At 66.1% G+C, this 25,700-nt stretch carries 28 protein-coding genes; 11 read left to right on the forward strand and 17 right to left on the reverse strand.

Going from position 1 to position 25,700, the window contains the following annotated elements; translation table 11 throughout:
- Nucleotides 1-13 precede the first annotated feature (13 nt).
- The 3 genes from H3005_RS14740 to H3005_RS14750 all read right to left on the reverse strand — a co-directional run bounded on the left by H3005_RS14740 (nucleotide 14) and on the right by H3005_RS14750 (nucleotide 1,907).
- A complete protein-coding gene (locus tag H3005_RS14740) occupies nucleotides 14-382 on the reverse strand; it encodes a VOC family protein (protein WP_100554375.1) in 369 nt (122 codons plus the stop codon).
- A 69-nt stretch (nucleotides 383-451) separates the two neighbouring features.
- Entirely contained in the window at nucleotides 452-1,219 is a 768-nt protein-coding gene (locus H3005_RS14745) for a helix-turn-helix domain-containing protein (protein WP_191078489.1), read from the reverse strand.
- 115 nt (nucleotides 1,220-1,334) lie between these two features.
- Nucleotides 1,335-1,907 carry an Ax21 family protein gene (locus H3005_RS14750; protein ID WP_191078508.1) on the reverse strand — a complete coding sequence of 191 codons (573 nt, stop codon included), beginning with the start codon at nucleotides 1,905-1,907 and terminating at the stop codon, nucleotides 1,335-1,337.
- Between the two features lie 513 nt (nucleotides 1,908-2,420).
- Between H3005_RS14750 and H3005_RS14755 the strand changes: the two genes are divergently transcribed.
- Nucleotides 2,421-2,690 (forward strand): hypothetical protein, encoded by a 270-nt coding sequence (locus H3005_RS14755; protein ID WP_089241667.1) that lies wholly within the window; start codon nucleotides 2,421-2,423, stop codon nucleotides 2,688-2,690.
- Between the two features lie 156 nt (nucleotides 2,691-2,846).
- Nucleotides 2,847-3,548 (forward strand): hypothetical protein, encoded by a 702-nt coding sequence (locus H3005_RS14760; RefSeq protein WP_100554519.1) that lies wholly within the window; start codon nucleotides 2,847-2,849, stop codon nucleotides 3,546-3,548.
- A 55-nt stretch (nucleotides 3,549-3,603) separates the two neighbouring features.
- Here H3005_RS14760 and H3005_RS14765 read toward each other — a convergent pair whose 3' ends face one another.
- Nucleotides 3,604-4,800 (reverse strand): ATP-binding protein, encoded by a 1,197-nt coding sequence (locus H3005_RS14765; protein ID WP_100554373.1) that lies wholly within the window; start codon nucleotides 4,798-4,800, stop codon nucleotides 3,604-3,606.
- 243 nt (nucleotides 4,801-5,043) lie between these two features.
- Nucleotides 5,044-6,591: an MFS transporter gene (locus H3005_RS14770; RefSeq protein WP_100554372.1), complete on the reverse strand. Its 1,548-nt coding sequence runs from the start codon at nucleotides 6,589-6,591 to the stop codon at nucleotides 5,044-5,046.
- 151 nt (nucleotides 6,592-6,742) lie between these two features.
- Here H3005_RS14770 and H3005_RS14775 point away from each other — a divergent pair, with 151 nt between their 5' ends.
- From H3005_RS14775 to H3005_RS14785, 3 genes are all read left to right on the forward strand, one after another.
- The gene (locus tag H3005_RS14775) at nucleotides 6,743-7,627 is read left to right on the forward strand and encodes a LysR family transcriptional regulator (RefSeq protein WP_100554371.1); all 885 of its coding nucleotides are present in this window, start codon (nucleotides 6,743-6,745) and stop codon (nucleotides 7,625-7,627) included.
- Nucleotides 7,628-7,833: 206 nt separating this feature from the next.
- Nucleotides 7,834-8,193: a helix-turn-helix domain-containing protein gene (locus H3005_RS14780; protein WP_165781034.1), complete on the forward strand. Its 360-nt coding sequence runs from the start codon at nucleotides 7,834-7,836 to the stop codon at nucleotides 8,191-8,193.
- Between the two features lie 468 nt (nucleotides 8,194-8,661).
- Nucleotides 8,662-9,030 (forward strand): hypothetical protein, encoded by a 369-nt coding sequence (locus H3005_RS14785; RefSeq protein WP_100554370.1) that lies wholly within the window; start codon nucleotides 8,662-8,664, stop codon nucleotides 9,028-9,030.
- A gap of 30 nt (nucleotides 9,031-9,060) precedes the next feature.
- Here the strand turns inward: H3005_RS14785 and H3005_RS14790 are convergent, their stop codons facing one another.
- Nucleotides 9,061-9,732: a hypothetical protein gene (locus H3005_RS14790; protein WP_100554369.1), complete on the reverse strand. Its 672-nt coding sequence runs from the start codon at nucleotides 9,730-9,732 to the stop codon at nucleotides 9,061-9,063.
- Between the two features lie 108 nt (nucleotides 9,733-9,840).
- On the opposite strand from H3005_RS14790, the gene H3005_RS14795 reads away from it, so the two are divergent.
- Nucleotides 9,841-10,317 (forward strand): nuclear transport factor 2 family protein, encoded by a 477-nt coding sequence (locus tag H3005_RS14795; protein WP_165781030.1) that lies wholly within the window; start codon nucleotides 9,841-9,843, stop codon nucleotides 10,315-10,317.
- A 96-nt stretch (nucleotides 10,318-10,413) separates the two neighbouring features.
- Here H3005_RS14795 and H3005_RS14800 read toward each other — a convergent pair whose 3' ends face one another.
- The 5 genes from H3005_RS14800 to H3005_RS14820 all read right to left on the reverse strand — a co-directional run bounded on the left by H3005_RS14800 (nucleotide 10,414) and on the right by H3005_RS14820 (nucleotide 13,504).
- Nucleotides 10,414-11,439 carry an NAD(P)H-dependent glycerol-3-phosphate dehydrogenase gene (locus tag H3005_RS14800; protein WP_025875929.1) on the reverse strand — a complete coding sequence of 342 codons (1,026 nt, stop codon included), beginning with the start codon at nucleotides 11,437-11,439 and terminating at the stop codon, nucleotides 10,414-10,416.
- Nucleotides 11,440-11,459: 20 nt separating this feature from the next.
- Nucleotides 11,460-11,978 (reverse strand): protein-export chaperone SecB, encoded by a 519-nt coding sequence (gene secB / locus H3005_RS14805; RefSeq protein ID WP_025875931.1) that lies wholly within the window; start codon nucleotides 11,976-11,978, stop codon nucleotides 11,460-11,462.
- 99 nt (nucleotides 11,979-12,077) lie between these two features.
- Nucleotides 12,078-12,515, reverse strand: a complete 438-nt coding sequence (locus H3005_RS14810) for a rhodanese-like domain-containing protein (RefSeq protein WP_025875933.1) — start codon at nucleotides 12,513-12,515, stop codon at nucleotides 12,078-12,080.
- Between the two features lie 57 nt (nucleotides 12,516-12,572).
- On the reverse strand, nucleotides 12,573-13,004 hold the full coding sequence (locus tag H3005_RS14815) for a hypothetical protein (protein ID WP_100554367.1): 432 nt from the start codon (nucleotides 13,002-13,004) through the stop codon (nucleotides 12,573-12,575).
- Between the two features lie 32 nt (nucleotides 13,005-13,036).
- The gene (locus tag H3005_RS14820) at nucleotides 13,037-13,504 is read right to left on the reverse strand and encodes a YiiD C-terminal domain-containing protein (RefSeq protein ID WP_089242022.1); all 468 of its coding nucleotides are present in this window, start codon (nucleotides 13,502-13,504) and stop codon (nucleotides 13,037-13,039) included.
- 33 nt (nucleotides 13,505-13,537) lie between these two features.
- Here H3005_RS14820 and H3005_RS14825 point away from each other — a divergent pair, with 33 nt between their 5' ends.
- The 3 genes from H3005_RS14825 (at nucleotide 13,538) to H3005_RS14835 (ending at nucleotide 16,725) form a co-directional block, all read left to right on the forward strand.
- Complete coding sequence (locus H3005_RS14825) at nucleotides 13,538-14,326, forward strand: uroporphyrinogen-III synthase (protein WP_100554366.1); 789 nt, start codon at nucleotides 13,538-13,540, stop codon at nucleotides 14,324-14,326.
- Between the two features lie 104 nt (nucleotides 14,327-14,430).
- The gene (locus tag H3005_RS14830; RefSeq protein WP_100554365.1) at nucleotides 14,431-15,411 is read left to right on the forward strand and encodes a uroporphyrinogen-III C-methyltransferase; all 981 of its coding nucleotides are present in this window, start codon (nucleotides 14,431-14,433) and stop codon (nucleotides 15,409-15,411) included.
- 6 nt (nucleotides 15,412-15,417) lie between these two features.
- Nucleotides 15,418-16,725, forward strand: coding sequence for a heme biosynthesis HemY N-terminal domain-containing protein (locus tag H3005_RS14835; RefSeq protein WP_191078490.1), 1,308 nt, complete (start codon nucleotides 15,418-15,420; stop codon nucleotides 16,723-16,725).
- Nucleotides 16,726-16,882: 157 nt separating this feature from the next.
- Here H3005_RS14835 and H3005_RS14840 read toward each other — a convergent pair whose 3' ends face one another.
- Nucleotides 16,883-18,178, reverse strand: coding sequence for an acetyl-CoA C-acetyltransferase (locus H3005_RS14840; protein WP_100461806.1), 1,296 nt, complete (start codon nucleotides 18,176-18,178; stop codon nucleotides 16,883-16,885).
- A gap of 93 nt (nucleotides 18,179-18,271) precedes the next feature.
- Here H3005_RS14840 and H3005_RS14845 point away from each other — a divergent pair, with 93 nt between their 5' ends.
- Nucleotides 18,272-19,159, forward strand: a complete 888-nt coding sequence (locus H3005_RS14845) for a hypothetical protein (RefSeq protein WP_100554363.1) — start codon at nucleotides 18,272-18,274, stop codon at nucleotides 19,157-19,159.
- A gap of 141 nt (nucleotides 19,160-19,300) precedes the next feature.
- Here H3005_RS14845 and H3005_RS14850 read toward each other — a convergent pair whose 3' ends face one another.
- The 4 genes from H3005_RS14850 to H3005_RS14865 form a co-directional block, all read right to left on the reverse strand.
- Nucleotides 19,301-19,933 carry a superoxide dismutase family protein gene (locus tag H3005_RS14850; RefSeq protein WP_100554362.1) on the reverse strand — a complete coding sequence of 211 codons (633 nt, stop codon included), beginning with the start codon at nucleotides 19,931-19,933 and terminating at the stop codon, nucleotides 19,301-19,303.
- 33 nt (nucleotides 19,934-19,966) lie between these two features.
- A complete protein-coding gene (locus H3005_RS14855; RefSeq protein ID WP_100554361.1) occupies nucleotides 19,967-20,536 on the reverse strand; it encodes a superoxide dismutase family protein in 570 nt (189 codons plus the stop codon).
- A gap of 93 nt (nucleotides 20,537-20,629) precedes the next feature.
- Nucleotides 20,630-22,078, reverse strand: coding sequence for a nitrogen regulation protein NR(I) (ntrC, locus tag H3005_RS14860; RefSeq protein ID WP_100554360.1), 1,449 nt, complete (start codon nucleotides 22,076-22,078; stop codon nucleotides 20,630-20,632).
- Nucleotides 22,071-23,132, reverse strand: a complete 1,062-nt coding sequence (locus H3005_RS14865; protein ID WP_100554517.1) for an ATP-binding protein — start codon at nucleotides 23,130-23,132, stop codon at nucleotides 22,071-22,073. The genes ntrC and H3005_RS14865 overlap by 8 nt, the downstream gene beginning before the upstream one ends.
- A 169-nt stretch (nucleotides 23,133-23,301) precedes the next feature.
- Here H3005_RS14865 and H3005_RS14870 point away from each other — a divergent pair, with 169 nt between their 5' ends.
- On the forward strand, nucleotides 23,302-23,598 hold the full coding sequence (locus H3005_RS14870) for a HigA family addiction module antitoxin (RefSeq protein WP_100554359.1): 297 nt from the start codon (nucleotides 23,302-23,304) through the stop codon (nucleotides 23,596-23,598).
- A 43-nt stretch (nucleotides 23,599-23,641) separates the two neighbouring features.
- Here H3005_RS14870 and H3005_RS14875 read toward each other — a convergent pair whose 3' ends face one another.
- Nucleotides 23,642-25,687 (reverse strand): TonB-dependent receptor, encoded by a 2,046-nt coding sequence (locus H3005_RS14875; RefSeq protein ID WP_191078491.1) that lies wholly within the window; start codon nucleotides 25,685-25,687, stop codon nucleotides 23,642-23,644.
- Nucleotides 25,688-25,700 lie beyond the last annotated feature (13 nt).

The raw sequence follows: 25,700 nt of genomic DNA on the forward strand, positions 1-25,700 counted from the left end.
GGGCAACCAAGGCTCAGCCTTGGTCGCTCCATACTGCCAGCACGTAGCCGTCCAGATCGCGGAAGTGGAAGCGACGGCCACCGGGGAAAGCAAACACGTCCTGCACGATTTCGCCGCCGGCCGCGACGATGCGCTGCTGTGCATCTGCCAGATCCGAACAGTAGAGAATCACCAGCGCACCTCCCGTGGCTGCCACCGCCTCGTCAGCGACGAAACCCCCTTTGAGGCGGCCATCATCGAACTCGGTATAGGCCGGACCGTAGTCGGTGAAGGACCAGCCGAAGACCTGCCCATAGAACCGCTTGCTGCGGGCGATGTCGGCGACGTTGAATTCGATGTTGTCGATGCGGCGTTCGGCAGCAGTGGTGTCTGCGTGACTCATGGGGCGGCTCCGTGGTTGGAGCGCACAGCATCGGTCAGCGTTGAGCAGGCGTCTTGAACGAAACGGCCATCAACGCGCCCACTCCTGGCGCAGCGCACTGGCGGTCAGGCCGGACAGCTCGCGGGACTCGCGGCTGAGGTGCGCCTGGTCGGCATAGCCCGCCTCGGCGGCCAGCATCGCCAGACTGTGCGCGGGCTGTGCCTGGCTGCAGCGCAGGAACCGCTGCAGGCGCAGGATCCGCTCCAGCGACTTTGCACCGTAACCGAACTGCGCCTGGCTGAAGCGGCGCAGGGTGCGCGGGCTCATCGCCAGGTGGGTGGCGAGTGCATCGACGCTGACGTCGCCCTTGGCAGCGTGCGCGAACAGCACATGCGCACGTTTCGTGTGTTCGTCCACCACGGCCGCAGGCATGTTCTGTTGCAGGCAATCGGCCAGACGTTGCAGACGCTGCTCAGGCGCGGCATCACCAATCGAGGCCGCAACCTGCGTTGCCCATCGGGCATTGAATTCAATCAGCGGCACGGCCTGACCGACGATGTCAGACAAGTCGATGCCAAGTGCCGCCGATGCCTGCCCGGGCCGGAAACGCGCGCCCAACACCTGCGCACCAGGCGCCAGTTGCGGGTGTGCGGCGGTCCGGTCCGGCCCCACCACGAACAGGGCACCCTCACGCCAGAGGATATCCACGCAGCCATCGGGCAGCACGGTGATGCTGCCGCTGGCGTCGGCCGACAACTGGCTCTGCCAGAGCTGGCCGAACTGGCCACGCAGCAGCGCAGGCGCCAGGTGTTCCTGGTAGGCCGTGCCGGTGCCAGCGAGAGTGGAAGGTTCGCCCATGCCCCATTGTGGCAAAGCGAAACCGGAAAAAGAGAAGCCCGGCACGAGGCCGGGCTTCACTGGCGTATGGGAGAGAGGTCACACGCCAGTTACACGCACTAACGACAGGCGTTTGTTACCAGCTGAAGCGCGGGCCCACGAACCACTCGCGGTCGCCGGCCTTGGCCAGCTTCACTTCGCCACTCAGGCCCCAGTTCTGGTTGAACTTGGCGGTGGCGCCGACGCGGCCGTAGAACTCGCCGTCCGGGTTGATACCGTGCTTCTTGCTGTAATCCTCGTAACCGGCCAGCGCATAGCCTTCCAGGTACGGGTTGAACGCGGTGCGCACGCCCACTTCAGTGGAGTAGCCGTTGAAGTCCAGGCCGTGCTTCATATCAAACTTCTGGTACGCAACACGAGCCACCAGGTCGGTGTTCGGTGCGATGCCGTAGTTGTAGCCGGCACCGATGCGCCACTGGGCGACATCATTCTTGAAGGTGTCGGTTTCCTGCTTGCTGTAATCACCGAAGACATGGAAGTTCGGGTGCACGGCAACCGAGCCCTTCACGCCCCAGCCATCAGAGTGGCCGCCCTTGGCATCGGTGTTCACATAGCCGCCTTCAACGTAGTTGTACGACAGACCATCGGCAGCCGATGCGGCGAACGGCAGCGCGGCCAACAGACCCAGGGCAAGCAGCGAATTCTTGATCATCGGGATACACCTTTAATTATTTTGGTTTCGTCGAACGCCCCTCGGGAGGGGAGGGATAAGGGGCGTTCGACAGGTGTGAATTATCCGTTTGTTGATGAAATCAGCCCTGAATATTGAACTGACCGGTACATGAATGAGGTTCCTGTTCAGGGAACTCTCGATACGTCATGTAGTAGCCGTCGGGCGCAGGACGAAGGGCATGACCGCTTCGTGCATCTGAGAACTGCACGTGTAGCAGTGAGGTGCGGGCGTAGCTGTTGCGCGACGCTCATCTGCGCCCATTCATTAGGACAGCGTGAGCCCGCTTCATCCTGATGAATTGGCTGTATCGAAGCGGCGCAAGGGCATCGACCGATGCAGCACAGCTCGCTTGTTCCCGCTTGTTAAGGTTGGCTGCTTGCCGCACCTTCACGGCCCATCCACGTCTTCCAACTGCAGCTGAAAGCACTTCGCAGCGCCGGGAACAAACGCCGCTATATTCCAGACTCCCCAGACGAAGGAGGGAGTGGAATGTTCCTGACCAAGCAGCAAATCAACGCGGCACGTGCCGTCACCGTAGCCATCGTTGCTACCGTAAGCCTCGGTGCTTGCGCCACCTACAAAGACGAATTCGCTTCGATCAACTCACGTCTCGACCAGCTCGACGTGAAGGTGCAAGGCGCGGCGCAGAGCGCCGAATCCGCCAACCAGTCCGCACAGCAGGCCAACCAGCGTCTGGATCAGATTGAAGGCCGCGTCCAGCAGCTCGAAAGGGTCCCGGGCCGCAAGCCGCGCGGGTAACCGCTCTCCCACCCACTTTGATGAACGCTTGAACCAGACACCAGTGGCCTTCGCCGGCCACTGGTGTCTTTCAACCTCTCGGTCTTCATCCGAAGGAGCCGTCCCATTCGTACGTACTCATTCCCTGCACGCCGGGCCGTGTCGGCCGCGCTGACCATCGCGCTGGCATTGGCAGGCACCAGCGTGGCCAGTGCCAAGAATGGCAAGGAAGCAAAAGAAGCACCTGCCGCGGAAACGGCGAACGCCGCCGATGAACTTCCGCAGGGCCAGGAAGTATCCGAGACCGTCATTGCACTGGCCGGCTGGGTAGTCGCCAGCAAGGACAACCAGGGCTATCCGTTCGCGATCATGGACAAGGCCGCTGCGCAGGTCCTGGTCTTCGGCGGTGACGGCAAGCTGCGTGGCGCGGCGCCGGCATTGTTTGGTTCGGCCATCGGCGATCACTCGGCGCCCGGCGTCGCCAAGCTCGCGCTGAGCGCGATTCCAGGCCACGACCGCACCACCCCGGCCGGCCGTTTCATTGGTGGCTATGGCCCGTCCGAGGACGCCGGACGCGTGCTGTGGGTGGACTACGATTCCGCCGTGTCGATGCACCCGCTCCCCCCGGGCACCCCGAAAGAGAAGCGCAGCGAACGACTGGCATCCGCCACGCCGGACGACAACCGCGTCACCCACGGTTGCATCAACGTCTCACCCGGGTTCTACGAGCAGATCGTGAACCCCACGTTCGAGAAGGGCGGTGTGTTCTACGTGCTGCCGGACAAGGACTCGATCGAGGAAACGTTCCCAGAGTTTGCGCAGAGTCGCGCGGCTGCGAAGGGCGTGGATGAAAAAGACGCGCGACACGCCCGCAAGTGAAGGACGTTGAGGGCTGAAGACGCAGTCAGGGCGGAGCGCAGCGAGACCTGCCTCTCTACGCAAGTTCCAGCCGCGGCATCTTGAACGTGAACAAGGTGCCGGTGGCCGCGCTGGACTGCACCTCCAGCGTGCCGCCATGAGCGCGCGCAATCTCCGACGCAATGTAGATGCCGAGGCCGAGGCCGGGCCGTGGCTGCTCACTCTTCTCGCGAGAGAACGGACTGAATATGGCGTCCATCCTCTCTGATGGAATGTGTCCGTCGTTGTGTACTTCGAGCGTAAGCATTTCGGGCGTGGCGTTGACGGTCAGCGCAATTGGCGACGAGCGCGCTCCGTGTTCGGCTGCATTGGTGAGCAGGTTGGCCAGGAGCTGCGCCAATCTGCTCGGATCACAGACCACGTTGTCGTCCATCTGCATGCGGACCTTGATGTCCTGGCGGCCAGTGGCGATGGCCACCTCTTCCACAACCTTTTTCAGGTCTTCTTCCAGCGTGCTGGTCAGCTGCAGCGCGATGGGAATACCGCCGCCCAGACGCCCCCTGGCGAAATCAAGCACGTCGTTGATCAGTCCATCCATTCTGGCAACGCCTGAGGCGATGTGCGCGAGCATTCGTTGCTGACCTTCAGCGTTCAGCTCACATGCCAGCGAATCCGCGGCGATGCTGATTGCCTGCAGAGGACTGCGCAGGTCATGACCCAGCACGGCAATGAACTGGTCGCGCAGGTCGGCGACGCGGTGCGCGTCGGAGAGCGCAGTTTCCGCTCGCTCGAGGCGATCTTCCTTGTCGAGGTAGCTTCCTACCAGATCGGCCAGCAGCTCCATGGATCTCTGCACGTGGGCCACGTCGAAGCTGGCCGGTGCCGAGTCAATCGCGCAGAGTGTGCCGAAGAAACTTCCGTCCGGCCGATGGATGGGAACGGACGCATAACTCTCGAGCCCGTAGATCCGCGGCGTGTGATGCGTGGCGTAAACCGGGTGCTTGCTCGCATGCGCAAATACCACCGACGTTGCCGACTGCCTGATCTCATCGCAGATGGTTGTCTCGAGCACCAGTTGGCCACCCGGAACAAGCCCAAACCCCAGGGTGTCGAACGTGGCGCACGCGGTCCAGGTGGTCTGGGTCACGCGGGCAATGGCGGTGAAGCGCGAGCCCGTGATGTGGGCTACGGTCTCCAGGATGCGCGGCACGGCCTGGATTCGACCAATCTCGGCGATGTCGTCCAGCAGATGGGGGTCCGTCAGCTTCTGCATGGTCGTTCGTCCGGTGGGCAGCGCATCATCCCATGGAACCCGGGCGAAGGCTGATGCGAGGGCGATTGCCGCCTTTTCAGGCCAAGCCGTGGCGGGCCCCTGAGGCTGTCGCCTGAGGTAAACGAGCGGTTCTAGCTGGAAGCGGTCCCTGGGTGCCTCCCCCCAAAGACCGTAGCGCTTCAGCGCAGACCTTTTGCGCCCAGGCTACGCTGCTACGAACGTTCCGCTCGTTCCCCAGGCACCTCACAGCACTTTCGATTCGTTGGTGGACGACGCCATGGAGTGACGACTGCCCCGGAACGCAAGCGCACTGGCAACTGCCAGGACACAGGCACATGCGCCCGAGTAAGCCATGGCGAGTCGATAGCCGAAAAGCAGAGACTGATGCGCGACGTCACTGGACACAACCTGGCCAGTGGCCGCCAATTCATCCAGACGCGCAGTACCCGCGGACAAGCCCTCCGCAAGCGATCGCAGATGCGAAGGGTCGCCCCAGGGCAGGTTCGTTCCAAGTGCGTAGTCGGTACCTTTCACCAGGATCAACCCCACTACGGCGATGTTGATGGCGAGGCTGATGAATCTGGCGCTGGTATCCATGCCGGACGCCATGCCGGCACGATCGCTGGGCACCGAGTTGGTCGTTGTGTTGGTGATGGGCGTATTGATCACGCCCAGGCCTGAGCCTGCAAGAACACAGCCTGGCAGCATCGTCAGCCAGCTCGCGTTGTCCGCGCCTGCACCGATCGCCATCATGAGCATTCCGCCACCCATGACAGACATCCCGACAGGGATCACACGCTCGGGCCCGAAGCGCACAGCGAGACGCTCGCCATAAGGCGGAAGCAGCAGCGACGGCAATGTGTATGCCAGCACGGATAGGCCGGTCGCGATGTTCGAGTAGCCCAGTCCGTGCTGGAAGAACAATGGCAGGTACACCATAAGTGGCCAGAAACTGAAGTTCATGCCCATCGAGCCCAGCAATGCGCCCGAAAAGCGCCGGTTGCCAAAGATGGAAAAATCGAACATCGGGTCCGGCGCCCTGCGCTCGACCGCGATGAATACCGCCAGGCTGATGCCAGCAACCAGGGCGGCCGCCATGGAAGAGCCGCTTGCCAGGCCTGCAGGAATGCCCTGAGTGATGTACCAGGTGAAAGAGAAGACGGCCACCGAGAGCGAGACGATCCCCGCAAGGTCCAGTTTGCGGCGACTTGGCGCTCGGGATTCCCTGAAGCCCAGCGCGGCAAGAACCGTCGCGCCAATTGCCAAGGGCGCATGCACCAGAAACACCCAACTCCAGTTGCTGATGGCCACGACGCCAGCCCCAATGACCGGGCCGAAACCCAGTCCCACGCCAAAGACCACGCCCCAGATACCAAATGCCTTGGCTCGCTGTGCGGAATCACTGAACTGGTGGGAAAGCACCGTAAACACGCAGACCAGCATTGCGCCTCCCGCCGCGCCCTGCAGCGATCGAGCCACGATCAAGGCTGGCCCGCTGCGCGCAAGGCCGCAGGCCAAGGATGTGATACCGAACAGCAGCAGGCTGACCACGAATACACGCTTGCGCCCATAGCGATCCGCCAGTGCACCAGCCGCCATCAGCACCGTCGTGCAGGCCAGGGTGTAGGCATTCATGATCCACTGCAGGCCACTGAAGCTGCTACCCAGCTCTGCCTCCAGTATCGGCAGGATGACCGGCACGCTCGAGATTTCCAGCCCGAACATCAGGGATGCCACGCATGCCGCTGAAAGCGTCAGGCGGTCTCGAGCAGCAGGTGAAAGGGAAGTCATGGGTCTCCTCAGGCAGGTCCGGGATCTGGCACGCAGCAGCGTCGAATGAAGCTGCGCGTGTCGAATGAGCTGCCATCTTGGGGAAACCTCAAAGATGATAAAAATGATTTGATTTAATAGAATTGATCAATCTTCATCATGGATCGCTCCGGTGTTCTTTGACCCCGACCTGCTACGCGCCTTTGTCGCCGTCGTAGAGACAGGTGGCTTCACCAAGGCGGGTGAGCGCATGAGCCTTAGCCAATCCGCCATCAGCCACCAGATCCGGAAGCTGGAAGAGCAGGCGGGCAGCGCCTTGCTGAAGCGGACCACGAGAAGCGTGACACTCACCGAAGACGGCGAGGACTTCCTGCGTCATGCGGAGCAGATCCTTGCTGCCCAGAGCCTGCTGGTTCGCCGATTCCAGAAGGCTCCCGTTACCGGCGCAGTGCGCCTTGGCGTGCCCGAGACCTATGCCGGCGATCTGTTGACCGCAATGCTGTCGCGCTTCTCCCGCAGATTTCCGGCGGTGCGGTTGGATGTAACCGTGGAGCCCTACGGAGCGCTGAACGAGCAGATACATGCAGGAACACTCGATCTGGCGGTGAACCTGTTTCTGCGGGAGGACGTTGACTGGCCGCTTCTGAGGCGAACGCGTTTCGTCTGGGCCATCGGTTCGGGGTACGAGCATGAACCGGAGAAGGCGCTGCCACTCGCCCTCGCGCCCAGTCCGTGCATGCACCGGGACGTGTGCGTTGAAGCACTTGTTGAAGCCGGCCTCGAGTGGCGCGTCGCCTTCAGCTCGGCGAGCCAGCAGGGCTTGCGATCGGCTGCAAAGTCGGGGCTCGCCATCACTATCGCGCTTGAGGATGACATCCAGGATGGCTTGGTCATTGCCGGCGATGGCTTGGGACTTCCCGCGCTCCCCGCAGCGAGCTTTCGGCTGATGCGTAGTGCGGCCGCCGGCACACCCGCGGTAGAGGCACTGGAAGAGCAGTTGATTGGCACAGGCGACGTCGCGTCTTCGATTCGTACGCTCGCTCAGCGCAGCGGCTGAAACCCAGCGAGTGACCGGTAGGCTTGTTGATGGCCGGAAATGGATATCAGCGTGAGATCAGCGTTGTTGATCGGGAGCCGGGCGGAAGTCCGCTCCTGGCCCGAAGCTGACACGGTCCTGCAGGCGCGCCCTACATGCGCCGTTTGTTCAATGCAACTCGTGCTCAGCCAGACATGATCTATCGGTCCCAATGCAATCTCGCACCGATGACAGATTCCGACACGCGCCGTTCGCCAGTCCAAAGTACCTTCCGACGTTGTGTCATCGGCGGAGAACGAAGGGACAGATCGGCCCCACCGCAGGTAACGGATGGGGCGATAGCCTTCTCGACCCTGTCTTCCCTGGCCGCAGTATTGAGCGATGAGAACCGCCGGCTGTTGCGACTGCTGCGCGAACTTCAACCCAGGTCCCTCACCCAGCTGTCTGAGCAATGCGGGCGTAAGGTTCCAAGCCTTTCTCGTACCCTTCGGATGATGGAAGGCTATGGACTGGTTGAACTGAAGCGGGTCGGGGCGTCTGTCGTGCCATCTGCCATGGCCACGCGCTTTCTCATAGAGCTCGATTAGAACCACGTTGTGCCGCCCAATCGCGGAGTTCTGTCGTCATTGCCTCGCTGAGGCGACAGCACACTACGCAGGCAACCACGACGCATGTCGCATATTCCTCTATCGCTTAGGGCCCTTGCGCCATCGGCGTTTGGGGCGGCTTAACAGCATGCAAGAATGCCGAAAGCGTCTTGCATCAAGCGTTGAATGCAACTCTTCTGATTGGCGCTACGCGTCGGCACAGGTACAGATGACGAGCCACCTCATCTGGGGTGGCCGGGCCTCGAAAACCCGTATCGACAATGAAGTGATTGCGCTTGCCGGCCGGCGTCACCTCGCGTGGCGCCGGTCGGCAATCCGTCTGCCGGCTACGGCGGGCGGAGCGTGGAGGCCCTGTGCCTGCCGGTTCATTGTCCCGGTTTTCGAGCCACGTCTCCGCCCGCCACCTTTGTGTGGCGGCTACCGTCTGTCCTGCACGGAGCCCCAGCCATGACTACACCGGAATTCCCTCGCCCCCACCCCTATCGCGTTGCGGGCGATGAGGTATCAGAGCAACCACCTGCGCTCGACCCCACGGCTTTCATTGCCACCCTGACGCGGATCGGCAACGGCGCAGCCGCCGACGGCCAGCCGTGGCCGGAGCGTCATCAGATGCCGGGCCGTCGCATGGCACTGGCCGATGCGGACTGCGCACTGGCAGGCCTGCGCATCGCGCTGGAGATGCTGCTGGCGGCCGAGCGCGTCCGCCAGAACGGCCCGGACGACGAATACGTGGGCGATCGGGTGATGGAGGGTTTGATGATGGCGTGCCTGGCGCTGACCGCGCAGGTCAGTGCGCGGATGCGACCGGAGGAATAACGCCGGAACCTCTTCCGGCGTTAGCGCCCATCACTCGCAGGAATCGCCTTCTTCCTTCAGCATCGCTTCGTCCACCGGCCGCTCGCGATCGATCAGGGCACGCTGCTCCGCGTTCGGCTCGCCCAGCCACCACACCTTGCAGCGGGCCGTAAGGCGGCCGACCATCTTCGACTGCGTCGGCGAGTACAGCATCGCCAACGCGGTGGTCGGGCACTGGTGCGCCTGGCAGGCGGTGTAGAGCCACCACGGCTCGCCCTGCAGCACCATCAGTTCGCCAGGCCCGCTGGGACCACTCAGCAGGCGTTCACGCAGGGAGGGGATGCTCTTGTCGGGCGATTCGGCCGCCGCAGTGTTCTTCATCAGGGCATTGAACGCGGCCAGCACCTTCGGGTCCTTGCGGCCGCAGTCGTCCACGGTGTTGCCGCCGACCAGGGTGAAGAAATAGGTGGCCAGCGGATTGTCCTTGCAGGTGAGCTCCGCGCCGGGGGTCTCGCCTTCCGGCTCACCTTCGTTGTCCCACACCGAAGGGTCCACGCCGTCTTCGATGGACGGCTCGTTTTCGACCACTGTAGCGGTGGCGGCTGGAGCTTCTGTCGCCGGTGCGGCGGCAGCGGTGCCTGCGTCCGGTGCGGGTGCCGGTGTCTGCGTGCAGGCGGCCAGCAACGCGACCATCGCCGCCATTCCAATCATTCGAGACGTCATTCCCTGTCCTGTGTGCATTCGCCCAGCTGGCGCCCGCGTGATTCTACCCGCCAGCCAAGACGGATACTCTGGCAGTCATGCTTTCCATCACCGCCAGGATGCAGACGCATGCACCGTTCAAGACTTGCCGTGATTGTTCTCAGTGGCCTGTTGCTGGCCGGGCCTGTTGTTGCGCAGGAATCGGCTGCCCCCTCGCCCGCCGCACGTGTTGCCGATGTCGCCCTGCCCGCTGCGCTGGATCGGGTGCTGCGCGATTACGAACAGGCGTGGCGCACGGGTGATGCGAAGGCATTGGCGGGGCTGTTCGCCAAGGACGGTTTCATCCTGCAGAGCAACCAGCCGCCTGTGCGCGGGCGCGCGGCAATCGAGGCAGCGTATGCCGGCCAGGGAAGCAGCCCGTTGCGACTGCGCGCGCTGGCCTATGCCGCCGAGGAAACCACCGGTTACATCATCGGCGCCTACACCTACGGCAACAACGTGGGCGATACCGGGAAGTTCACGCTGACGTTGAAGCGGGTAGCGGGTGGGCCGTGGATGATCTTTTCGGACATGGACAATACCAACGCACCGCCGCGGCCGCGATGATGGGCGTTACGGGTTCCACAGCAGATCCACGCCATGCGTGGATGGGGTTCGCGCACGCACAAAAAAAACCCCGGCGCTGGGCCGGGGTTTTTCGATTCACTTGAACAGCGTGTCCGGATACTCCGGTTTCTGTTCGCGTGCCAACAGCGCACGCAATCCTTCTTCCGGGGTCTGCTCGCCATGCAGCACGGCGCGCACGCGGTCGGAGATGGGCAGGTCGATGCCATGACGGCGCGCCTGTCGCATCACTTCGTCGGCGGTCTGCACCGACTCGACCACCTGGCCGATTTCGCGGATGGCGTCCTGCAGCGTCTGCCCGCGGCCCAGGGCCAGGCCCAGGCGGCGGTTGCGCGACAGGTCGCCGGTACAGGTCAGCACCAGGTCGCCCAGGCCAGCAAGGCCCATCAGCGTTTCCGGCTTGGCGCCGATTGCTGCGGCCAGGCGAAGCATTTCGTTGAGGCCGCGGGTGATCAGGCCGGCACGGGCGTTCAGGCCCAGCTGCATGCCATCGGCCACGCCGGTGGCCACGGCCAGCACGTTCTTCATCGCACCGCCCAGCTCGGCACCGACCATGTCGTCGCCGGTGTAGGCGCGGAACGCCGGACCATGCATCGCCTCGGCCACCGTCTGCGCGAACTCGGGCACGTCGCCGTGCACGGTGATCGCGGTCGGCAGGCCCAGGGTTACTTCCTTGGCGAACGACGGCCCGGTGACAACGGCCAGCGGCACGTCCTCGCCCAGCACTTCGCGCGCCACTTCATGCAGGAAGCGGCCAGAGCCGGGCTCGAAGCCCTTGGTCGCCCAGGCCACGCCGGCACCGGCCGGACGCAGCGGCGCCAGCGCGCGCACGGTTTCACCGAATGCGTGCGACGGGGTCACCACCAGGATCCAGGCGGCACCCTCCACCGCCGACGCCAGGTCGGTGGTGGCGCGCAGCGATTCCGGCAACGGAATGCCCGGCAGGTAGCGCGGATTCTCGTGGCGCTGGTCGATGGCTTCAACCACGGCGGCATCGCGCCCCCACAGCACGGTCTGGCGACCGTGCCGGGCGAGCAGCGTAGCCAGCGCGGTTCCCCAGGAACCGGCGCCGAGTACGGCAATCTTGTCAGCGGTAGTGCTCATCCGTGACGTCGCGGCCGGGATCAGGCGTTGCCGGCCGGCTCGGAGTCAGCCAGCGACGGTGCGTCGCCCTGCTCCTGGCGCTGGCGCAGGGTTTCTGCGTACAGGCCTTCGAAGTTGATCGGCTGCAGGAAGAACGGCGGGAAGCCGCCGGCCTGGATCAGGTCGCTGACCAGCTGGCGCACGTACGGGAACAGGATGTTCGGGCACTGGGTGCCGAGCAGCACGTCGATCGACTGCGGGTCCAGGCCGACCAGGCCGAACACGCCGGCCTGCTTCACTTCGGCCACGTACGCGGTGCGCTCGCCGGCCTGGCAGGTCAGGGTCACGGCCAGCACGACTTCAAAGGCATTCTCGCCCAGACGCTGGACCTGCTGGTTCAGGTTGAGCTGCAGTTCCGGCTGCACCTGGTCGTTGAAGATCGACGGAGCATTCGGCGACTCGAAGGAAACGTCCTTGACGTAGATCTTCTCGACGGTGAACGCGGGGCCGGTGGCGGCATCGACCGGCGCGACAGCGCCGTTGGTGGTCTCTTCGGACATTTCCAGTAACTCCAGTGAATGCAATGAAAACGATGGTCGAATTACTGCGATGGGGGCGGCGGAGGGCGCAAACAAGGCCACTTCCGCCACCGCCTGCGATCAGTTGCGGCCCTTGACCAGCGGCAGTTCTGCCTGCTGCCACGCGGGGATGCCGCCGTCGAGCACGAAGACCTTCTCGAAGCCGGCCTTCTTCAACGCCTTGGCGGCGGTCTCGGACGCGTTGCCGCTGCGGCACACCAATACCACCGGGGCCTGCTTGGCGTTGGCCACCAGCTTGTGCTCGGGGCCGAACGCGCTGGCCTGGGCACTGCGGCTGCCGGCGATATGGCCCTTTTCGAAATCGGCGCTGGGCGACAGATCCACCACCACCGTGCCGCCCGCATTGATCAGCTGGGTCAGTTCGGCGGGCTTGATGCCCTTGAAGCCCCGGAACAGGCGGCGGATTTCGGTGACGATGAGGGCCACGGTCAGGCCGACCAGGGCCGCGGACAGCATCGGGTTTCGGCCTGCGAAGGCCAGCAACTCTTCGTAATTCACTCAGGTCACGGGTCGATTAAGCGGGCGCCGATTGTCGCACAAGCCGGACGCGACCCGTCACTGCCCCTGCCAGAGGTCCGGCAGGCCCGCGCTTTGCCACCAGCGCTTGGCTTCCGGATCCCAGCGCCAGCGCTCGGTCACCACCACGGTGCGCTCGGCCTGGGTGTTCTGGTTGATCACCCCGATTTCCACCCGGCGCTCGACCAGGCCGCCATCCAGCGCTGCCGTGCTGCGCTCGCGGTAGGACGACACGCGCAGCTGGGCATAGCGGTTGAGTTCGAATTCGGTCGGCGGCTTGGACTTGCGCAGCTGCGGGTCCAGATAGGCGATGGCGTCGTCCATGCTGCCCCAGCGGATGGTGGCGCCGTAGGCGATCTGGGTCTCTTCCAGCAGCTTGCGCTGCTTGCGGCTGAGGTCGTCGGCGGCAGCGCCGGCGGCGGCGCTGAGCAGCAGCAGGGAACACAGGAGGATCTGGATGAGGCGGCGCATCGGTGGGTTCCGCAGGGCGTCAGCCTGCCATCCTACCCTTTGGCGAAGGCAACGAAACGACCACTGAATTCGGCCGCGGCCTTGCCATCGGCGCCCGGCTGGGTCGCGACAATGCTGATGCGGGCCTTGCCGCGCTGGCGGAACGTGGCCAGGAAGGTGTCCCAGGCGCCGCTTCCGGTGGCTTCGGCGTGGGCGTGCAGGTCTTCATAGACCGGCGCCAGGTAGCGCAGGTTGCTGTCGGCCACGTAGACCTCGGCGTCGTGGCCGGCCAGGCGCAGGCGCAGGCTGACCAGCGCCCAGCCGGACAGGGTCAGCACCGAGGCCAGGCTGCCGCCGAACGCGTTGCCCTTGTCGTTGACGTTGGCCACCAGCGGCGCGGTGATGCGCAGCACGCCGTCGGCATAGCCATCCAGGCGGATCTGCATCGCGCGGACCGCCGGCATGCAGTCCAGCACGTCCTGCAGGGCAGCCAGCGAAGAGGTCAGGGCATCAACAGCCATCAGCAGCAACCACGACAACAAAGGGCCCGCATAATGACGGGAATGGCCAACCATACGATACCCACTGGCTGGACCCTGATCTCACTGCGCCCGCAGGGTCAGCAGGCGGCGCTGCGCCACGCCGCAGCAGCGCTGGGAGGCCGTACCGTCGCGCTTTCGCCCTGGCGGCTGCAACGTCTGCAGGACATTGCCGCATTGCAGCAATTACAACGGGCGCTGACCAGCGATCGGGTGGTGTTCACCAGCCCGGCCGCTGTCGCGGCGGCGGCCAGCCTGCTACCGCTGGCGGCAGCGCAACGCAGCCCGTGGCTGACCGTGGGTGAAGGCACCGCGCGCGCGCTGCTGGCGCACGGCGTCGCCGACGTCCATGCGCCCCAGCGGATGGACAGCGAGGGCCTGCTGGCGATGCCGGTGCTGGGCGATGTACGCGGCATGCAGATCGGGCTGGTGACCGCACCGGGCGGGCGTGGGCTGATTGCCGCCGAACTGCAGGCCGCAGGCGCACAGATCATCCGCGCCGATGTTTACCGACGGCTGCCGCTGCGCTTGTCGCGGCGCATGCTGGCGCGTTTGGCCCGTTCTCCGACGCCCTGGCTGCTGGCAGTCAGCAGTGGCGAGGCATTGCAGCGTTTCTGGCAGCAGTTGCCTGCACACTGGCAGCAGCGGCTGCAGGCGAACGCGATCGCACTGGTGGCCAGCGAGCGACTGGGCGCGCAGGCGCAGGCACTGGGGCTGACCCGGGTGGTGCGCAGCGAAGGCCCCACCCATCTTCAGTTGATCGCCGCTGCACACACGGCGCTCACCGGCCCGGCAGCGACCTGAACAGGCACCCGGCAGTGGCTTGCCGGTGTCGTTGGCAACAGTGATGCTGTGCACAACGCTGCCTGCCGGATCTGTTCCGGCGTTGCCGCCGACAAGGAAGCCCGATGAACGACACTCTGCCGCCCGCTCCATCGCCCCATCGCCCCGTGCGCTGGCTGCTGCCGCTTGCCGTGCTGGCGGTGCTGGGCGCGGGCGGCTATGCCGGTTACCACTATTGGCAGAAGCAGCAGAGCGACCAGCTGGCACAGGCACAGACCACCGCCGTGCAGCTGAAGGGACTGGAGGCCACGGTCGAGGCTTTGCGCCGCGACCAGCGCGCTGCCAGCCAGCGCCTGCAGGATGCGGCCACCACCAATCGGGTGCTGCGCGATGAAATGCTGGGCCTGTCGCAGCGCAGTGCCTTGCTGGAAGAAAACCTGGCCAAGCTGGCCGACAGCGCCAACCAGGGCCGCCAGGCGGTGCAGCGCGATGAGGCCGAACTGCTGCTGACCCAGGCCGCGCAGCGTCTGGCGTTCGCCGATGACGTGGATGGCTCGCGCCGGCTGTATGCGCTGGCCGCCACTGCACTGGCCGATCTTCCCGACAGCGACGGCCTGAACCTGCGCCAGGCACTGGTGCAGGAACGCAACGCGCTGGATGCGTTGGGCGCGGGCCCTCGCGTGCAGTCGCTGCAACGCCTGGACGCGCTGGGCAAGGCCCTGCAGGGCCTGCCTTCGCAGATCGCGCAGACGCCCGCCGACAACACCGCGAAACCGTGGTGGCAGGCCGCGCTGGCGCCCTTCGTGGACATCACCCCGAGCCGTCTGAACGGTCCGCTGACCACGGCCGAGCGCACCACCATCGACACGGCGCTGCAGCTGGAACTGACCCTGGCCCGCGCCGCGATCGAGCGCGGCGATGGCAGCGGCCGCGATGCCGCGCTGAACAGAATCGATCTCTGGGCGCAGCGGCGCTGGCCGGATTCACCGGACCTGCGCGCGCAACGTGCTGAACTCCATGCCCTGCGCACGCTGCCATTGCAGGCCGATGACACCGTGCTTGGCAGCACCCTGCAACAACTGCGTACCCAGACCGACCGGAGGTAAGCCCCTATGAAACCCCTGCAATCACTGGTCGTGCTGTTACTGGCAGTGGCGATTGGCGTGGTTGCCGCGCAATGGCTCGGCACCGATGACCTGAACCGCTACGGCGAAGTGACCCTGCGCTACGCCGGCTACGACTACCACAGCAACCTGCCGAAGGTGGCACTGCTGTCGGTGATCGGCGTGCTGGTGCTGTGGCTGCTGTGGAGCCTGATCGCCGCACCGTTCCGTGCCTGGGGCCGCTACCGCCGCAAGCAGGGCCGGGTACGCCTGATCGATGGCCTTCTGGCCTACGAGCATGGCCAGTGGCAGCGCGCCGAGAAGCTGCTGGACGGCGCCGCCAAGGATCCGGAAGTGAGTGGCGTTGCGCTGGCCAATGCCGTGCGCAGTGCGCAGGTCCGCGCCGATGCACCCGCTGCCGAGGCGCTGCTGCAGCGTCTGGGCGAAAGCGATGCGACGTTGCAGGCGCTGCTGCGCGCCGAACAGCTGCTGGCCAACGATCTGCCGGTGGATGCGATCAACGCACTGGATGTGGCGGCGATCCAGCCGCTGCCGCCGCGCGGTCTGTGGCTGCGTACTGAAGCGCTGGCCCGTGCTGGCCGCGCGCATGAGGCTTACGGCCAGCTGGGCGCACTGCGCCAGACCAAGGTGCTGCCGGCCGAGGCCAGCAGCGAACTGGAAGCCCGCCTGGCCGCGCAGGCACTGCTGGAAGCCGGCGACGTCAACGCACTGGCTACGCAATGGGAAGCCACGCCGAAGGCGCTGCGACCGACCCCGGACGTGGTTGCCGCCTACGCCACCCGTGCGGTTGCACTGGACTGGGACGAACCGGCACTGCTGGCGCTTGAGCAGGCGCTGGACCATCGCTGGGATGACGAACTGGTGGCGCTGTATGGCCGTCTGCCGGCCGAACGTCTGGCTACACGCCAGGCCAACCTGCAGCGCTGGCGCAACGTGCACGACGATTCGGCCGCCCTGCGCCTGGCCCAGGGCCGCATCGCGCTGGCGCAGCAGCAATGGGATGCCGCCGACGCGTTCCTGCATGAAGCCATCGCCGCTGGTGCCGGCGCCCCTGCATGGGAAGCGCTGGGCGAAGCCTTCGCACAGCGTGGCGAGCACGTGCTGGCCGCGCAGTGCCTGACCAACGCACTGCGCCTGCAGCGCGGCGAGGACAGCGTGGCGCTGGTACGGGCATCGGCAGCGGCCACTGAAACGCCGCTGCATGCGACCGTCGAAGAGCAGTCGATTGCACCGTTGCCGCCGGTGTATGACGCCAACGAAGAGCGCGACGAGTTCGGCAACCCGCGGTTGCCGTAGCCCGCTTCGGTAGACGCCAACCTTGGTTGGCGTGTGGCCGCACCGGGATCACAAGAACGCCGCCCATCGGGCGGCGTTCTTGTGTGTAGATCCACGCCATGCGTGGATGCTCATCGAGCAGTGCCAAGCGAGCTTGGCATCTACCAGAGCAGTCGCATCAACGTTCGACGATCGCCACCACGCCCATGCCGCCGGCGGTGCAGATCGACACCAGCGCACGGCCACCGCCGCGCTCGGCCAGCTGCTTGGCCGCCGTGGCGATCACGCGTGCACCGGTGGCGGCGAACGGGTGGCCGGTGGCCAGCGACGAACCCAGCAGGTTGATCTTGTCCGGGTCGATACGCCCCATCGGTGCATCCAGGCCCAGGCGGTTGCGGCAGTAATCCTCGCTCTCCCACGCACGCAGGGTGCACAGCACCTGTGCGGCGAAGGCTTCGTGGATCTCGTAGATGTCGAAGTCCTGCAGGGTCAGGCCGTTGCGCTTGAGCATCTCCGGCACGGCCACGGTCGGTGCCATCAACAGGCCTTCGCCGTGCACGAAATCGACGGCCGACACGTGTGCATCGCGCAGGTAGGCCTGCGGCTCGTGGCCATGCGCCCGCGCCCACTCCTCACTGGCCAGCAGCACGGCGGCGGCGCCATCGGTCAGCGGGGTGGAGTTGGCAGCAGTCAGGGTGCCGCGGCCGGACACCTTGTCGAATGCCGGCTTCAGCGTCGCCAGCTTTTCCAGCGAGGTGTCGGCGCGCAGGATGTTGTCGCGCTCGACGCCGCGGAACGGTGCGATCAGGTCGTTGAAGAAGCCACGCTCATAGGCGGCAGCCAGCTTCTTGTGCGAGGACACCGCCCACTCGTCCTGCGAGTCGCGCGAGATGTTCCACTCCTTGGCCATGTCTTCGCAGTGGTCGCCCATGCTCTTGCCGGTACGCGGCTCGGCCACGCCCGGGAACTCCGGCTTGAGCTCGGCGAACTTGAAGCCGGAGGTCAGCGCGCGGATCTTGTCGCCGGTGGTCTTGGCTCGGTTGGCGGCCAGCAGTCGCGCGCGCAGCTTCTTGCCGTACACGATCGGCACATCGGAAGTGGTATCCGAACCGCCGCCGATGCCGGACTCGATCTGGCCCAGCGCAATCTTGTTGGCAACCGTGATGATGCTGTCCAGCGAGGTGCCGCAGGCACGCTGCAGGGTGATGCCGGGGGTCAATGGCGACAGACCCGAGGACAGCGTGGCTTCGCGGCCCAGGTTCCAGTCGCTGGAGTGCTTGATGACCGCACCCATCGCCACTTCACCCAGCTGCTGGCCGTGCAGGCCGAAGCGCTCGACCAGCGCTCCCAGCGTGCGCACCGACATGCCGAGGTTGCCGACATCCGAATACGCGGTGTTCTGGCGGCAGAACGGAATGCGGACGCCACCGAGGATGGCGACGGGACGAGCGTTGGGCATGGAGATACCTGGCATGGATGAGGGTGTCTGCAACATGGCCTGCACGACAGAGCAGGCATAATGGGGCCAAGTGTAGCTGCCGCCCTGTGATGGGCCAACCGTGGAACCATGAGCAAACCCGACCCTGCGATGAATGCCCTTGGCGTGCTGGCCCTGGAACTGGCCGGCGGCGAAATCCCCCGCCAGGCGGTGCTCAGCGCTGAACAGGCCGGTGAACTGGCCGAACGCGTCGGCCGCGACCTGTCCAAGCTGGTGCCACAGGTGGCCGAGCTGGACCTGGTGTTCGCCGCCGCCCATTTCGATCCGGCCGAAGTGCTTCGCCCGGGCTGGCCGATCCATCGCCGCCTGGAAGAACTGCAGATGCGCGCGCCCGGCCGCAACCAGGGCCCGCGCGTGCTGGCCTTCGGCGCCGATGCCAGCGGTGATGTACCGCTGCCATTCCAGGCCGACGCCACCCTGGTAGGCGGTGGCCTGCGGGTGGTGCCGTTCCTGCTGACCGGCAGTGACGTGGCAACCACGGCGGCCGTGGCCGATGCACTGGAAGAGGTGCTGCTGGCCAATGGCATGGCCCATGCCGACACCGCGCTGATGGCACAGAACACGTTCGGTGCACGCGTCGAGCACGCACGCTATTTCACCGTGAACGACCTGGCCGCGATGATGTCGATGCAGTACGACAACCAGGGTCTGGCCGCGCTGTGGCCGCTGATTGAAACCGCGATCATGGCTCCGGGCCAGGACGAGTGGCTGAGTGACGCGCCCGAGCCGTTGCTGCGCTATACGCAGGGTGAAGCGCGCATGGCGCTGTTCGATCCGGCCGGCTGGTGCGCGCATTACAACCACGGCAAGGGTGACTGCGAACGCCTGCAGGGCATCTACGAGCAGTTCCTGATGCGCCAGCGGCAGATGGCCGCAGTGCTGGAAGCGCACGGTGTGCCGGTGCTGTTCGTGCATTGCGAAGCTGGGCAGGACGCGCGCGAACTGCTGGCGCGCTGATAGGAAACGGTGGCCGCGACGTGTTGTAGAGCAGAGCCCATGTTCGGCTCAGGGCCCCGGAAGAGCAGCCGAGCGTGGGCTCGGCTCTACAGGAAGCAGTGCAAAGAAAAACGCCGGCTTGCGCCGGCGTTTTTTCATTTCTTACGGGGCCTTGCTGATCACCGCGCACGCCAGTCGCGCACCGGCGTTGCCGGTCGGCTGGGTCTTGTAGTCGTCCGCGTCGGCGTGGACGATCAGACCGCGGCCGATGATGTCGAAATCATCACCCTTGCCGATGTTGACGTTGCTCGACACCGGGCTGTCGATGGTGGCTACGCCCTTGTCGTCGGCCTTGATGTTGGGCATGTCGCCACCGTGGTGCGGGTCGGTGGCCACGTTGCCGTGGTCCTGCTTGCCCGGGTTGAAGTGGCCGCCGGCGCTCATGCCGTCCGGCGCGCTGCAGTCACCCTTCTCGTGGATGTGGAAGCCGTGCTCGCTGCCCGGCTTCAGGCCGGTGATCTGGCCGGACGCGTGAACCTTGCCGTCGACCAGCTTGAAGGTGATCGAACCCTTGGTTTCATTGCCCTGGGTCGGTGCCAGCTCGGCAGTGGCCGAGGTATTGGCTGCCGGGGCCGCTGCGGTAGCCGGTGCAGTGGCCGGATCGGCCGGTGCTGCCGAACCTTCGGCCGGGGTGGTGGCCGGGGCTTCGGCGGCCGGTGCGGCCGGTTGCTGGTTGCAGGCGGCCAGGCCCAGTGCAGCGATGGCGGCGAACAGCGAAGTGTGGATCAGACGCATGGAAACTCTCCTTGGAAAATGCCGGGGGCGTGATCAGCGGGTTACCCGGATCACGCCGCAGGCGATGCGGACGCCGGCATTGCCGGCGGGCTGGCTGCGATAGTCGTCGGCCCTGGCATGCACCACCAGTGCACGTCCGGCGATATCCGTGGCGGCGCCTCCACCCAGAGTAACGCCCTTCAGATGCACATCGATGTTGGCACGACCCTGCGCATCGGCCTGCAGGTTGTCGATGTCGCCCAGGTGGTGCTTGCCGCTGCCGGCACGACCGTGCGCGACACCGGCAGGATTGAAGTGGTTGCCGGCGCTGCTGGCATCCACCGCGCTGCAGTCGCCGCGCTCGTGGATGTGGAAACCGGCCTGCTGCATCGGCTGCAGGCCTCCCACCAGACCGGTGAGGTGCACGCCGCCCGGTTCCACCATCAACGCCAGGCGGCCACTGACGATGCTGGCCGAGGCAGGCGCCAGGTTGGCTTCGGCCTGCTTGGCGGTGCTGACCACCGTTGCCGGAGGCGGTGTGGGCTGCGGCTTCTTCGGCGCGCTGCCACAAGCGGACAGGAGCACGGCGGCGGACAAGGGCAGAAGGGCGAAGGACAAACGCATCGAGGACTCCTTGCAGGTAACACTACGGACGGCATCGTCCATGGAGGATCAACAGTTCGGCAAGCGGGTGCGAGGATCGCGTGCAGGCACCGTTCAATGGCCACCGCGGCGGCGACCGGCGCCCAGCTTGCGGGTAAGCGTATTGCGGCCGAGGCCCAGACGCGCGGCGGCTTCGGCGCGACGGCCGTGGGTGATCTGCAGCGCGGCCTCCAGCAGGGCGTGGTCGACCCGTTCGCGTACCTGTGCGTGCAGGCCCTCGGTGCCTTCGGCCAGCTGCCGGCGTGCCCATTCGGACAGCAGCGCTTCCCATTGGCCCGGATCACCAGCGGCCGTGCTGCTGCGCCGGCTGCGGGTGCGGTTGAGCGCGGTATCGACATCGGCCACGCCAATCGTGTCTGCAGCAGCCAGTGCAGCCATGCGCCAGCACACGTTTTCCAGTTCGCGGACGTTGCCCGGCCAGTCGTGCTCGCGCAGCGCCTGCAATGCGGCTGCGGTCAAGCGCTTGGGCGGCGTATCGAGCTTGCGTGCGGCCGCGGCCAGGAAGGTGGTGGCCAGCTGCGCGATGTCCTCGCGGCGCTCGCGCAGCGGCGGCAGCTGCAGACGCACCACGTCGAGGCGATGCAGCAGGTCGGCACGGAATTTTCCCTGCGCGACCAGGCCTTCCAGATCCTGATGGGTGGCGGCGACCACGCGTACATCGACGCGGATCAGTTCGCGTCCACCCACGCGGAAGAATTCGCCCTGCGCGAGCACACGCAACAGGCGCGTCTGCAGCGGCAACGGCATGTCGCCGATTTCATCGAGGAACAGGGTGCCGCCGTTGGCCTGCTCGAAGCGGCCGATGTGGCGCCGCTGCGCGCCGGTGAACGCACCCGCTTCGTGGCCGAACAGCTCGCTTTCCAGCAGTTCGGCGGGAATCGCGGCGGTGTTCAGTGCGACGAACGGATGCTGCGCACGTGGTGATTCGCGGTGCAGCGCATTGGCCACCAGTTCCTTGCCGGTGCCGGTCTCGCCGATGATCAGCACCGCCAGCGGCGCCTGCGCGAGGCGGCCGATGGCGCGGAACAGCGCGCGCATCGGTGGCGTGTCGCCCACCAGCTGCGGCGGCTGGTCGCTGGGTGCGTCTGCGGCAGGAGTGGGCGCGGCCATGGCCGGCGCCACTGCAGGCAGCACGCGCTGGGCCAGCGCCACCGCATCGTCCAGGTCGAACGGTTTGGACAGGAACTCGTGCGCACCGCCGCGGAACGCACCGGCGGTACTGGCGACATCGGTGTAGGCCGACATCACCACCACCGGCAACTGCGGCAGCGCGGCCTTCAGCTTGTCCAGGAGCACCAGGCCATCGTCGCCGGGCATGCGTACGTCGGTGAACAGCAGCGCAGGCGGCGGGCTTTCGGCCAGCGCTTTCAATGCGGGTGCGGCGCTGTCGAAGTCGACCACCTGGTAGCCGGCCTCGCGCAGCGCGGTGCACAGTACGAAGCGCACGGCGCGGTCATCGTCGACGACCCAGATGCACGGCGCGGACGAGGAAGACTCAGACATCGCGCGGGGCCTCCTCGGCGGTGGCAGTGCCGTTGCCGATCGGCAGCAGCAGGGTGAATACGGTATGGCCCGGACGTGACCGGTAGGTCAGCGTGCCGCGATGCTCGCGCGCGACCTGCTGGGCCAGCGCCAGGCCCAGGCCAGTGCCTTCGGCACGACCACTGACCAACGGCAGGAACAGGTGTTCGGCCAGTTCTTCGGGCACGCCACGGCCGTCGTCGGCGATTTCCAGGCGCAATGCCAGGGTGTGCAGCTGTTCGGCGATGCGCACCCCGTGTTCAACGCGGGTGCGCAGGGTGATGTTGCCGGCGCCGGCCTGGATGGCATTGCGCACCAGGTTCCATACCGCCTGGGTGAGGCGGTCGGCGTCGCCGTCGAATTCGGGGATGCTGGGGTCGTAGTCGCGCTGCAGGCGCACCGCCCAGCCGGCTTCGTTCTCGGCCAGACGCAGCACGCGCTCCAACGCGGCGTGGATGTTCAGCGGCGCATGCGGCGCGGCCGGCGCCGGTGACAGCAGTTGCTCCAGCAGGCCATTGAGCCGCTCGATCTCCGAGCCGATCAGATCGATCAGCTCGCGTTCGCTGGCGTCGCGCTGGGCCGCGCGGCGGGCCAGCAGCTGTGCGGCGCCCTTCAACCCGGCCAGCGGATTGCGCAGCTCATGCGCCAGACCCTTCAGCGCCGCACTGAGCGCGCTGGGCAGGGCCTGGGTCGGGTCGAGTCCGGGAAACTCATCGACCGGATGCGCCTCCAGCAGCCAGCCGCCATCGTCGCGGCGGCTCATCCAGCCTTCGGCAAAGCGCGCGCCCTCACCGGGCAAGGCCAGCGCCAGCCGGTTCAGGCGCAGGCTGTCGCGCTCGTCGCGGGCCAGGAAATGGGCCAGCGCCTCGCCCTGCACTTCCAGCGCGGCCAACGGCTGGCCGAGCAGGCGCCGGCCGCTGACGCCCAGCCAGCGCGCGAAAGCCGGGTTGCAGCCGGCGATGCGGCCATCGGGCCCGGCCCAGGCCAGCGGCGTGCCGAGGGCATCGAGGGACGGCGGGGGCGCGGGGTCGGACATTGCACCAATGTAGTGCAAAACAGGGGCACGGGGTCAGCGCCCTTTCCGGTCGGAAAGGGATCTGACCCCTCGGACCAAATGCGTCGAAGCCGGTCGCGGATGGCGATTCCCGCAGCGTCGTGCCGTTGCCACACTGCCCGCAACGTCATTCTTTCGGGCAGGCCACTCCATGCGAACCGTTCCCTACCCCGCTCCCGGCGAGATCCTGATGCACGAATTCCTGGAGCCCCTGGGCATCACCCGGTACCGCCTGGCCAAGGCGATCGGCGTGTCACAGCGCCGGATCGGCGAGATCGTCACTGGCCATCGTGCCGTGACGGCGGATACCGGGCTGCGCCTGTCCCGCTACTTCGGTGTGTCCGACAAGTTCTGGATCGGCCTGCAGGCCGATTTCGATGCTGCGATGACCAAGGAGAGACTGGCCGACGTGCTGGCCCGCATCGAACCGTACAACGCGGTGGCGTGAGTCCGCGCGGGTCGAGCAAGCTCGACCGCTACCGGCGTTGCGGTTACAGCTTCATGTTGAGGCCGACGAAGACCGCACGGCCCGGGGCAGGCGAGAACATCGGTCGGGCGCTGTCCCAGAAGAAGCTGTCGTACCACGCGTAGGTGTACTCACGGCCGGTGACGTTCTTCAGCTGCAGGTCGACGCTCCAGGCCGGGGTGATCTGGTACCTGGCGCTGAGGTCGAGCACGGCGAAGCCACCGAACTTGCCAGTGACGTTGCGCTCTTCCAGGTAGTAATCGCCCTGCGCGCGCGCCTGCAGACCCAACTGCAGGGCATCGCTGGCCTGGTAGTCCAGGCCGAGGTTGCTGATGTGGCGCGGCGTGGCCGCCACTTCGCGGCCCTGCAGGGACACGCCGGGGGCGCGGTCGTCGCGGGTGATCTTGGCCTCCTGGTAGGCATGCGAGGCCCACAGGGTCCACGCGTCTCCCAGCTGCGCGCTGATCTGCGCATCCACACCGCGGCGGCGGGTCTTGCCCAGCGTGACCGTGGTGCCGGTGGCCGGCATGTTGGACACCTCGTTTTCCGCATCCTGCTGCCATACCGCCAAGCGGGCCTGGCTGCCGGCAAAGGGCTGGAATTTCAGGCCCAGCTCCATGCCCGTGTTGGTGGAGGGCTGCATCGGTGCCTGCCCCGGGGTGAGGTAAGCCGGCGCGGTGGAACCGGTCAGCACCTGGAACGTGCGCCCCCAGTTGGCGTAGACGTGGGTGTGCTCACCCAGGCTGTGGATGACGCTCAGCTTGGGCTGGCCGATGCTGCCGTAATCCTGCAGGCGGCCGGTGGTGCCGTTCATCAGCCGGGTGTGGCCGCTGAAACGGTCCACACGGTAGGCCGGCACGATCTTCCATGCGTCGGCGGGCTGGTAGATCGCCTGCACGTACGCGCCCCAGTTGTCGAAGCTGTGGCGGTCGTTGTTCTGCACGCGTGCCGGCGGACGGCTGAAATCGGTGGGTTCGGCGTAGGCGTAGCGCTCGCGGACGTAGCCGTTGTCCTGCTGCTCGTAGTTCAGCCCGCCCTCCACGGTGAGCGTGGGGCTGGCCTGCCAGGTGAGCGTGCCGAGCAGGCCGGTCTGGCGCTCGTCCCACACACGGCGCTGGCGCGGCAGATTGCCGGTGGGCAGATCGCTGAAAGTCACCCGGCGGTCGTCTTCATAGCGGTTGTAGTACAGCCGCGTGCCGAAGGTCACCGCGTCGGTCAGCTTCATGTCCAGGTGCGCGGCGAACTGGCGCATGTCGCGGTCATCGCCGTCGTTGGCGTTGCGCAGGTCGCTGCGGCGGCGGCCGGCGTGCAGCTCTTCGGCTGTCATGAAACCGGGTTCGTCGGCCTCATGGTGGTAGGCGCGCGCGGTCAAGCCGATGCGCAGCCCGTCCTCCAGCGAACCGAAGAACCACTTGCCGCCCAGTGAGTACTTCTTCGAGCTGTCGTGGTCGCGGTAGCCGTCGCTGGCCTGGGAGCCGACGAAGTAGTTCTGCGCGAAGCCGTTGGCTTCGCGACCCACTGCCAGCTGCGCATCGCGGGTGTTGTAGCTGCCGTAGGCCAGGCGCGCGTCGGTGTAGGTGCCGCCCTGGCGCGTACCGAAGTTCACGTTGCCACCGATGTTGTGCAGGCCGTAGCGCGGGTCGTTGGTACCGCGCACGACTTCGATGTAGCTGATTTCCAGCGGAAACAGCATGTCGATGAAACGCTGGTTGCCGCTGTTGACGTTGCTGGGGATGCCGTCGATCAGCGTCTTGATGGCATTGAGGTAGCCCTCGCCGTTGAAGGCGCGGAAGCTGATCTTGCCCGACTCTGCGCCCTGCCGGGTTTCGGTCAGCTGGATGCCGGGCATCTGCCCGAGCAGTTCCCAGCTGTGTGACACGTTGCGGCTTTCGATCTGGTCCGCGCCCAGCACGTCCACCGAGGTCAGCACCTGGTGCGCGCTCAGTTGTCCCTCGCTGTGCTGGTGCACATCGACCTTGCCCAGGGTGAGCGCGGCGTCGGCAGACTGGGCGAATGCTTCAGGGGCGAACGGGGCGGCCGCGAGCGCGGCCACCAGCGTGGGAGTCTTCATCGGGAAGGGGGTG

Origin of the sequence: Stenotrophomonas sp. Br8, assembly GCF_014763005.1 — a bacterium.
Classification (GTDB): domain Bacteria; phylum Pseudomonadota; class Gammaproteobacteria; order Xanthomonadales; family Xanthomonadaceae; genus Stenotrophomonas; species Stenotrophomonas lactitubi.

Coding starts and splice junctions, on each gene's coding strand:
- H3005_RS14800 (WP_025875929.1), bottom strand. CDS start 11,439: ATGAGCACTACCGCTGACAAGATTGCCGTACTCGGCGCCGGTTCCTGG.
- H3005_RS14870 (WP_100554359.1), top strand. CDS start 23,302: ATGCGAACCGTTCCCTACCCCGCTCCCGGCGAGATCCTGATGCACGAA.
- H3005_RS14825 (WP_100554366.1), top strand. CDS start 13,538: ATGACGGGAATGGCCAACCATACGATACCCACTGGCTGGACCCTGATC.
- H3005_RS14830 (WP_100554365.1), top strand. CDS start 14,431: ATGAACGACACTCTGCCGCCCGCTCCATCGCCCCATCGCCCCGTGCGC.
- H3005_RS14790 (WP_100554369.1), bottom strand. CDS start 9,732: ATGACGTCTCGAATGATTGGAATGGCGGCGATGGTCGCGTTGCTGGCC.
- secB (WP_025875931.1), bottom strand. CDS start 11,978: ATGTCCGAAGAGACCACCAACGGCGCTGTCGCGCCGGTCGATGCCGCC.
- H3005_RS14845 (WP_100554363.1), top strand. CDS start 18,272: ATGAGCAAACCCGACCCTGCGATGAATGCCCTTGGCGTGCTGGCCCTG.
- H3005_RS14740 (WP_100554375.1), bottom strand. CDS start 382: ATGAGTCACGCAGACACCACTGCTGCCGAACGCCGCATCGACAACATC.
- H3005_RS14865 (WP_100554517.1), bottom strand. CDS start 23,132: ATGTCCGACCCCGCGCCCCCGCCGTCCCTCGATGCCCTCGGCACGCCG.
- H3005_RS14820 (WP_089242022.1), bottom strand. CDS start 13,504: ATGGCTGTTGATGCCCTGACCTCTTCGCTGGCTGCCCTGCAGGACGTG.
- H3005_RS14815 (WP_100554367.1), bottom strand. CDS start 13,004: ATGCGCCGCCTCATCCAGATCCTCCTGTGTTCCCTGCTGCTGCTCAGC.
- H3005_RS14875 (WP_191078491.1), bottom strand. CDS start 25,687: ATGAAGACTCCCACGCTGGTGGCCGCGCTCGCGGCCGCCCCGTTCGCC.
- H3005_RS14840 (WP_100461806.1), bottom strand. CDS start 18,178: ATGCCAGGTATCTCCATGCCCAACGCTCGTCCCGTCGCCATCCTCGGT.
- H3005_RS14780 (WP_165781034.1), top strand. CDS start 7,834: ATGACAGATTCCGACACGCGCCGTTCGCCAGTCCAAAGTACCTTCCGA.
- H3005_RS14855 (WP_100554361.1), bottom strand. CDS start 20,536: ATGCGTTTGTCCTTCGCCCTTCTGCCCTTGTCCGCCGCCGTGCTCCTG.
- H3005_RS14745 (WP_191078489.1), bottom strand. CDS start 1,219: ATGGGCGAACCTTCCACTCTCGCTGGCACCGGCACGGCCTACCAGGAA.
- H3005_RS14850 (WP_100554362.1), bottom strand. CDS start 19,933: ATGCGTCTGATCCACACTTCGCTGTTCGCCGCCATCGCTGCACTGGGC.
- H3005_RS14770 (WP_100554372.1), bottom strand. CDS start 6,591: ATGACTTCCCTTTCACCTGCTGCTCGAGACCGCCTGACGCTTTCAGCG.
- H3005_RS14765 (WP_100554373.1), bottom strand. CDS start 4,800: ATGCAGAAGCTGACGGACCCCCATCTGCTGGACGACATCGCCGAGATT.
- H3005_RS14785 (WP_100554370.1), top strand. CDS start 8,662: ATGACTACACCGGAATTCCCTCGCCCCCACCCCTATCGCGTTGCGGGC.
- H3005_RS14795 (WP_165781030.1), top strand. CDS start 9,841: ATGCACCGTTCAAGACTTGCCGTGATTGTTCTCAGTGGCCTGTTGCTG.
- H3005_RS14835 (WP_191078490.1), top strand. CDS start 15,418: ATGAAACCCCTGCAATCACTGGTCGTGCTGTTACTGGCAGTGGCGATT.
- ntrC (WP_100554360.1), bottom strand. CDS start 22,078: ATGTCTGAGTCTTCCTCGTCCGCGCCGTGCATCTGGGTCGTCGACGAT.
- H3005_RS14755 (WP_089241667.1), top strand. CDS start 2,421: ATGTTCCTGACCAAGCAGCAAATCAACGCGGCACGTGCCGTCACCGTA.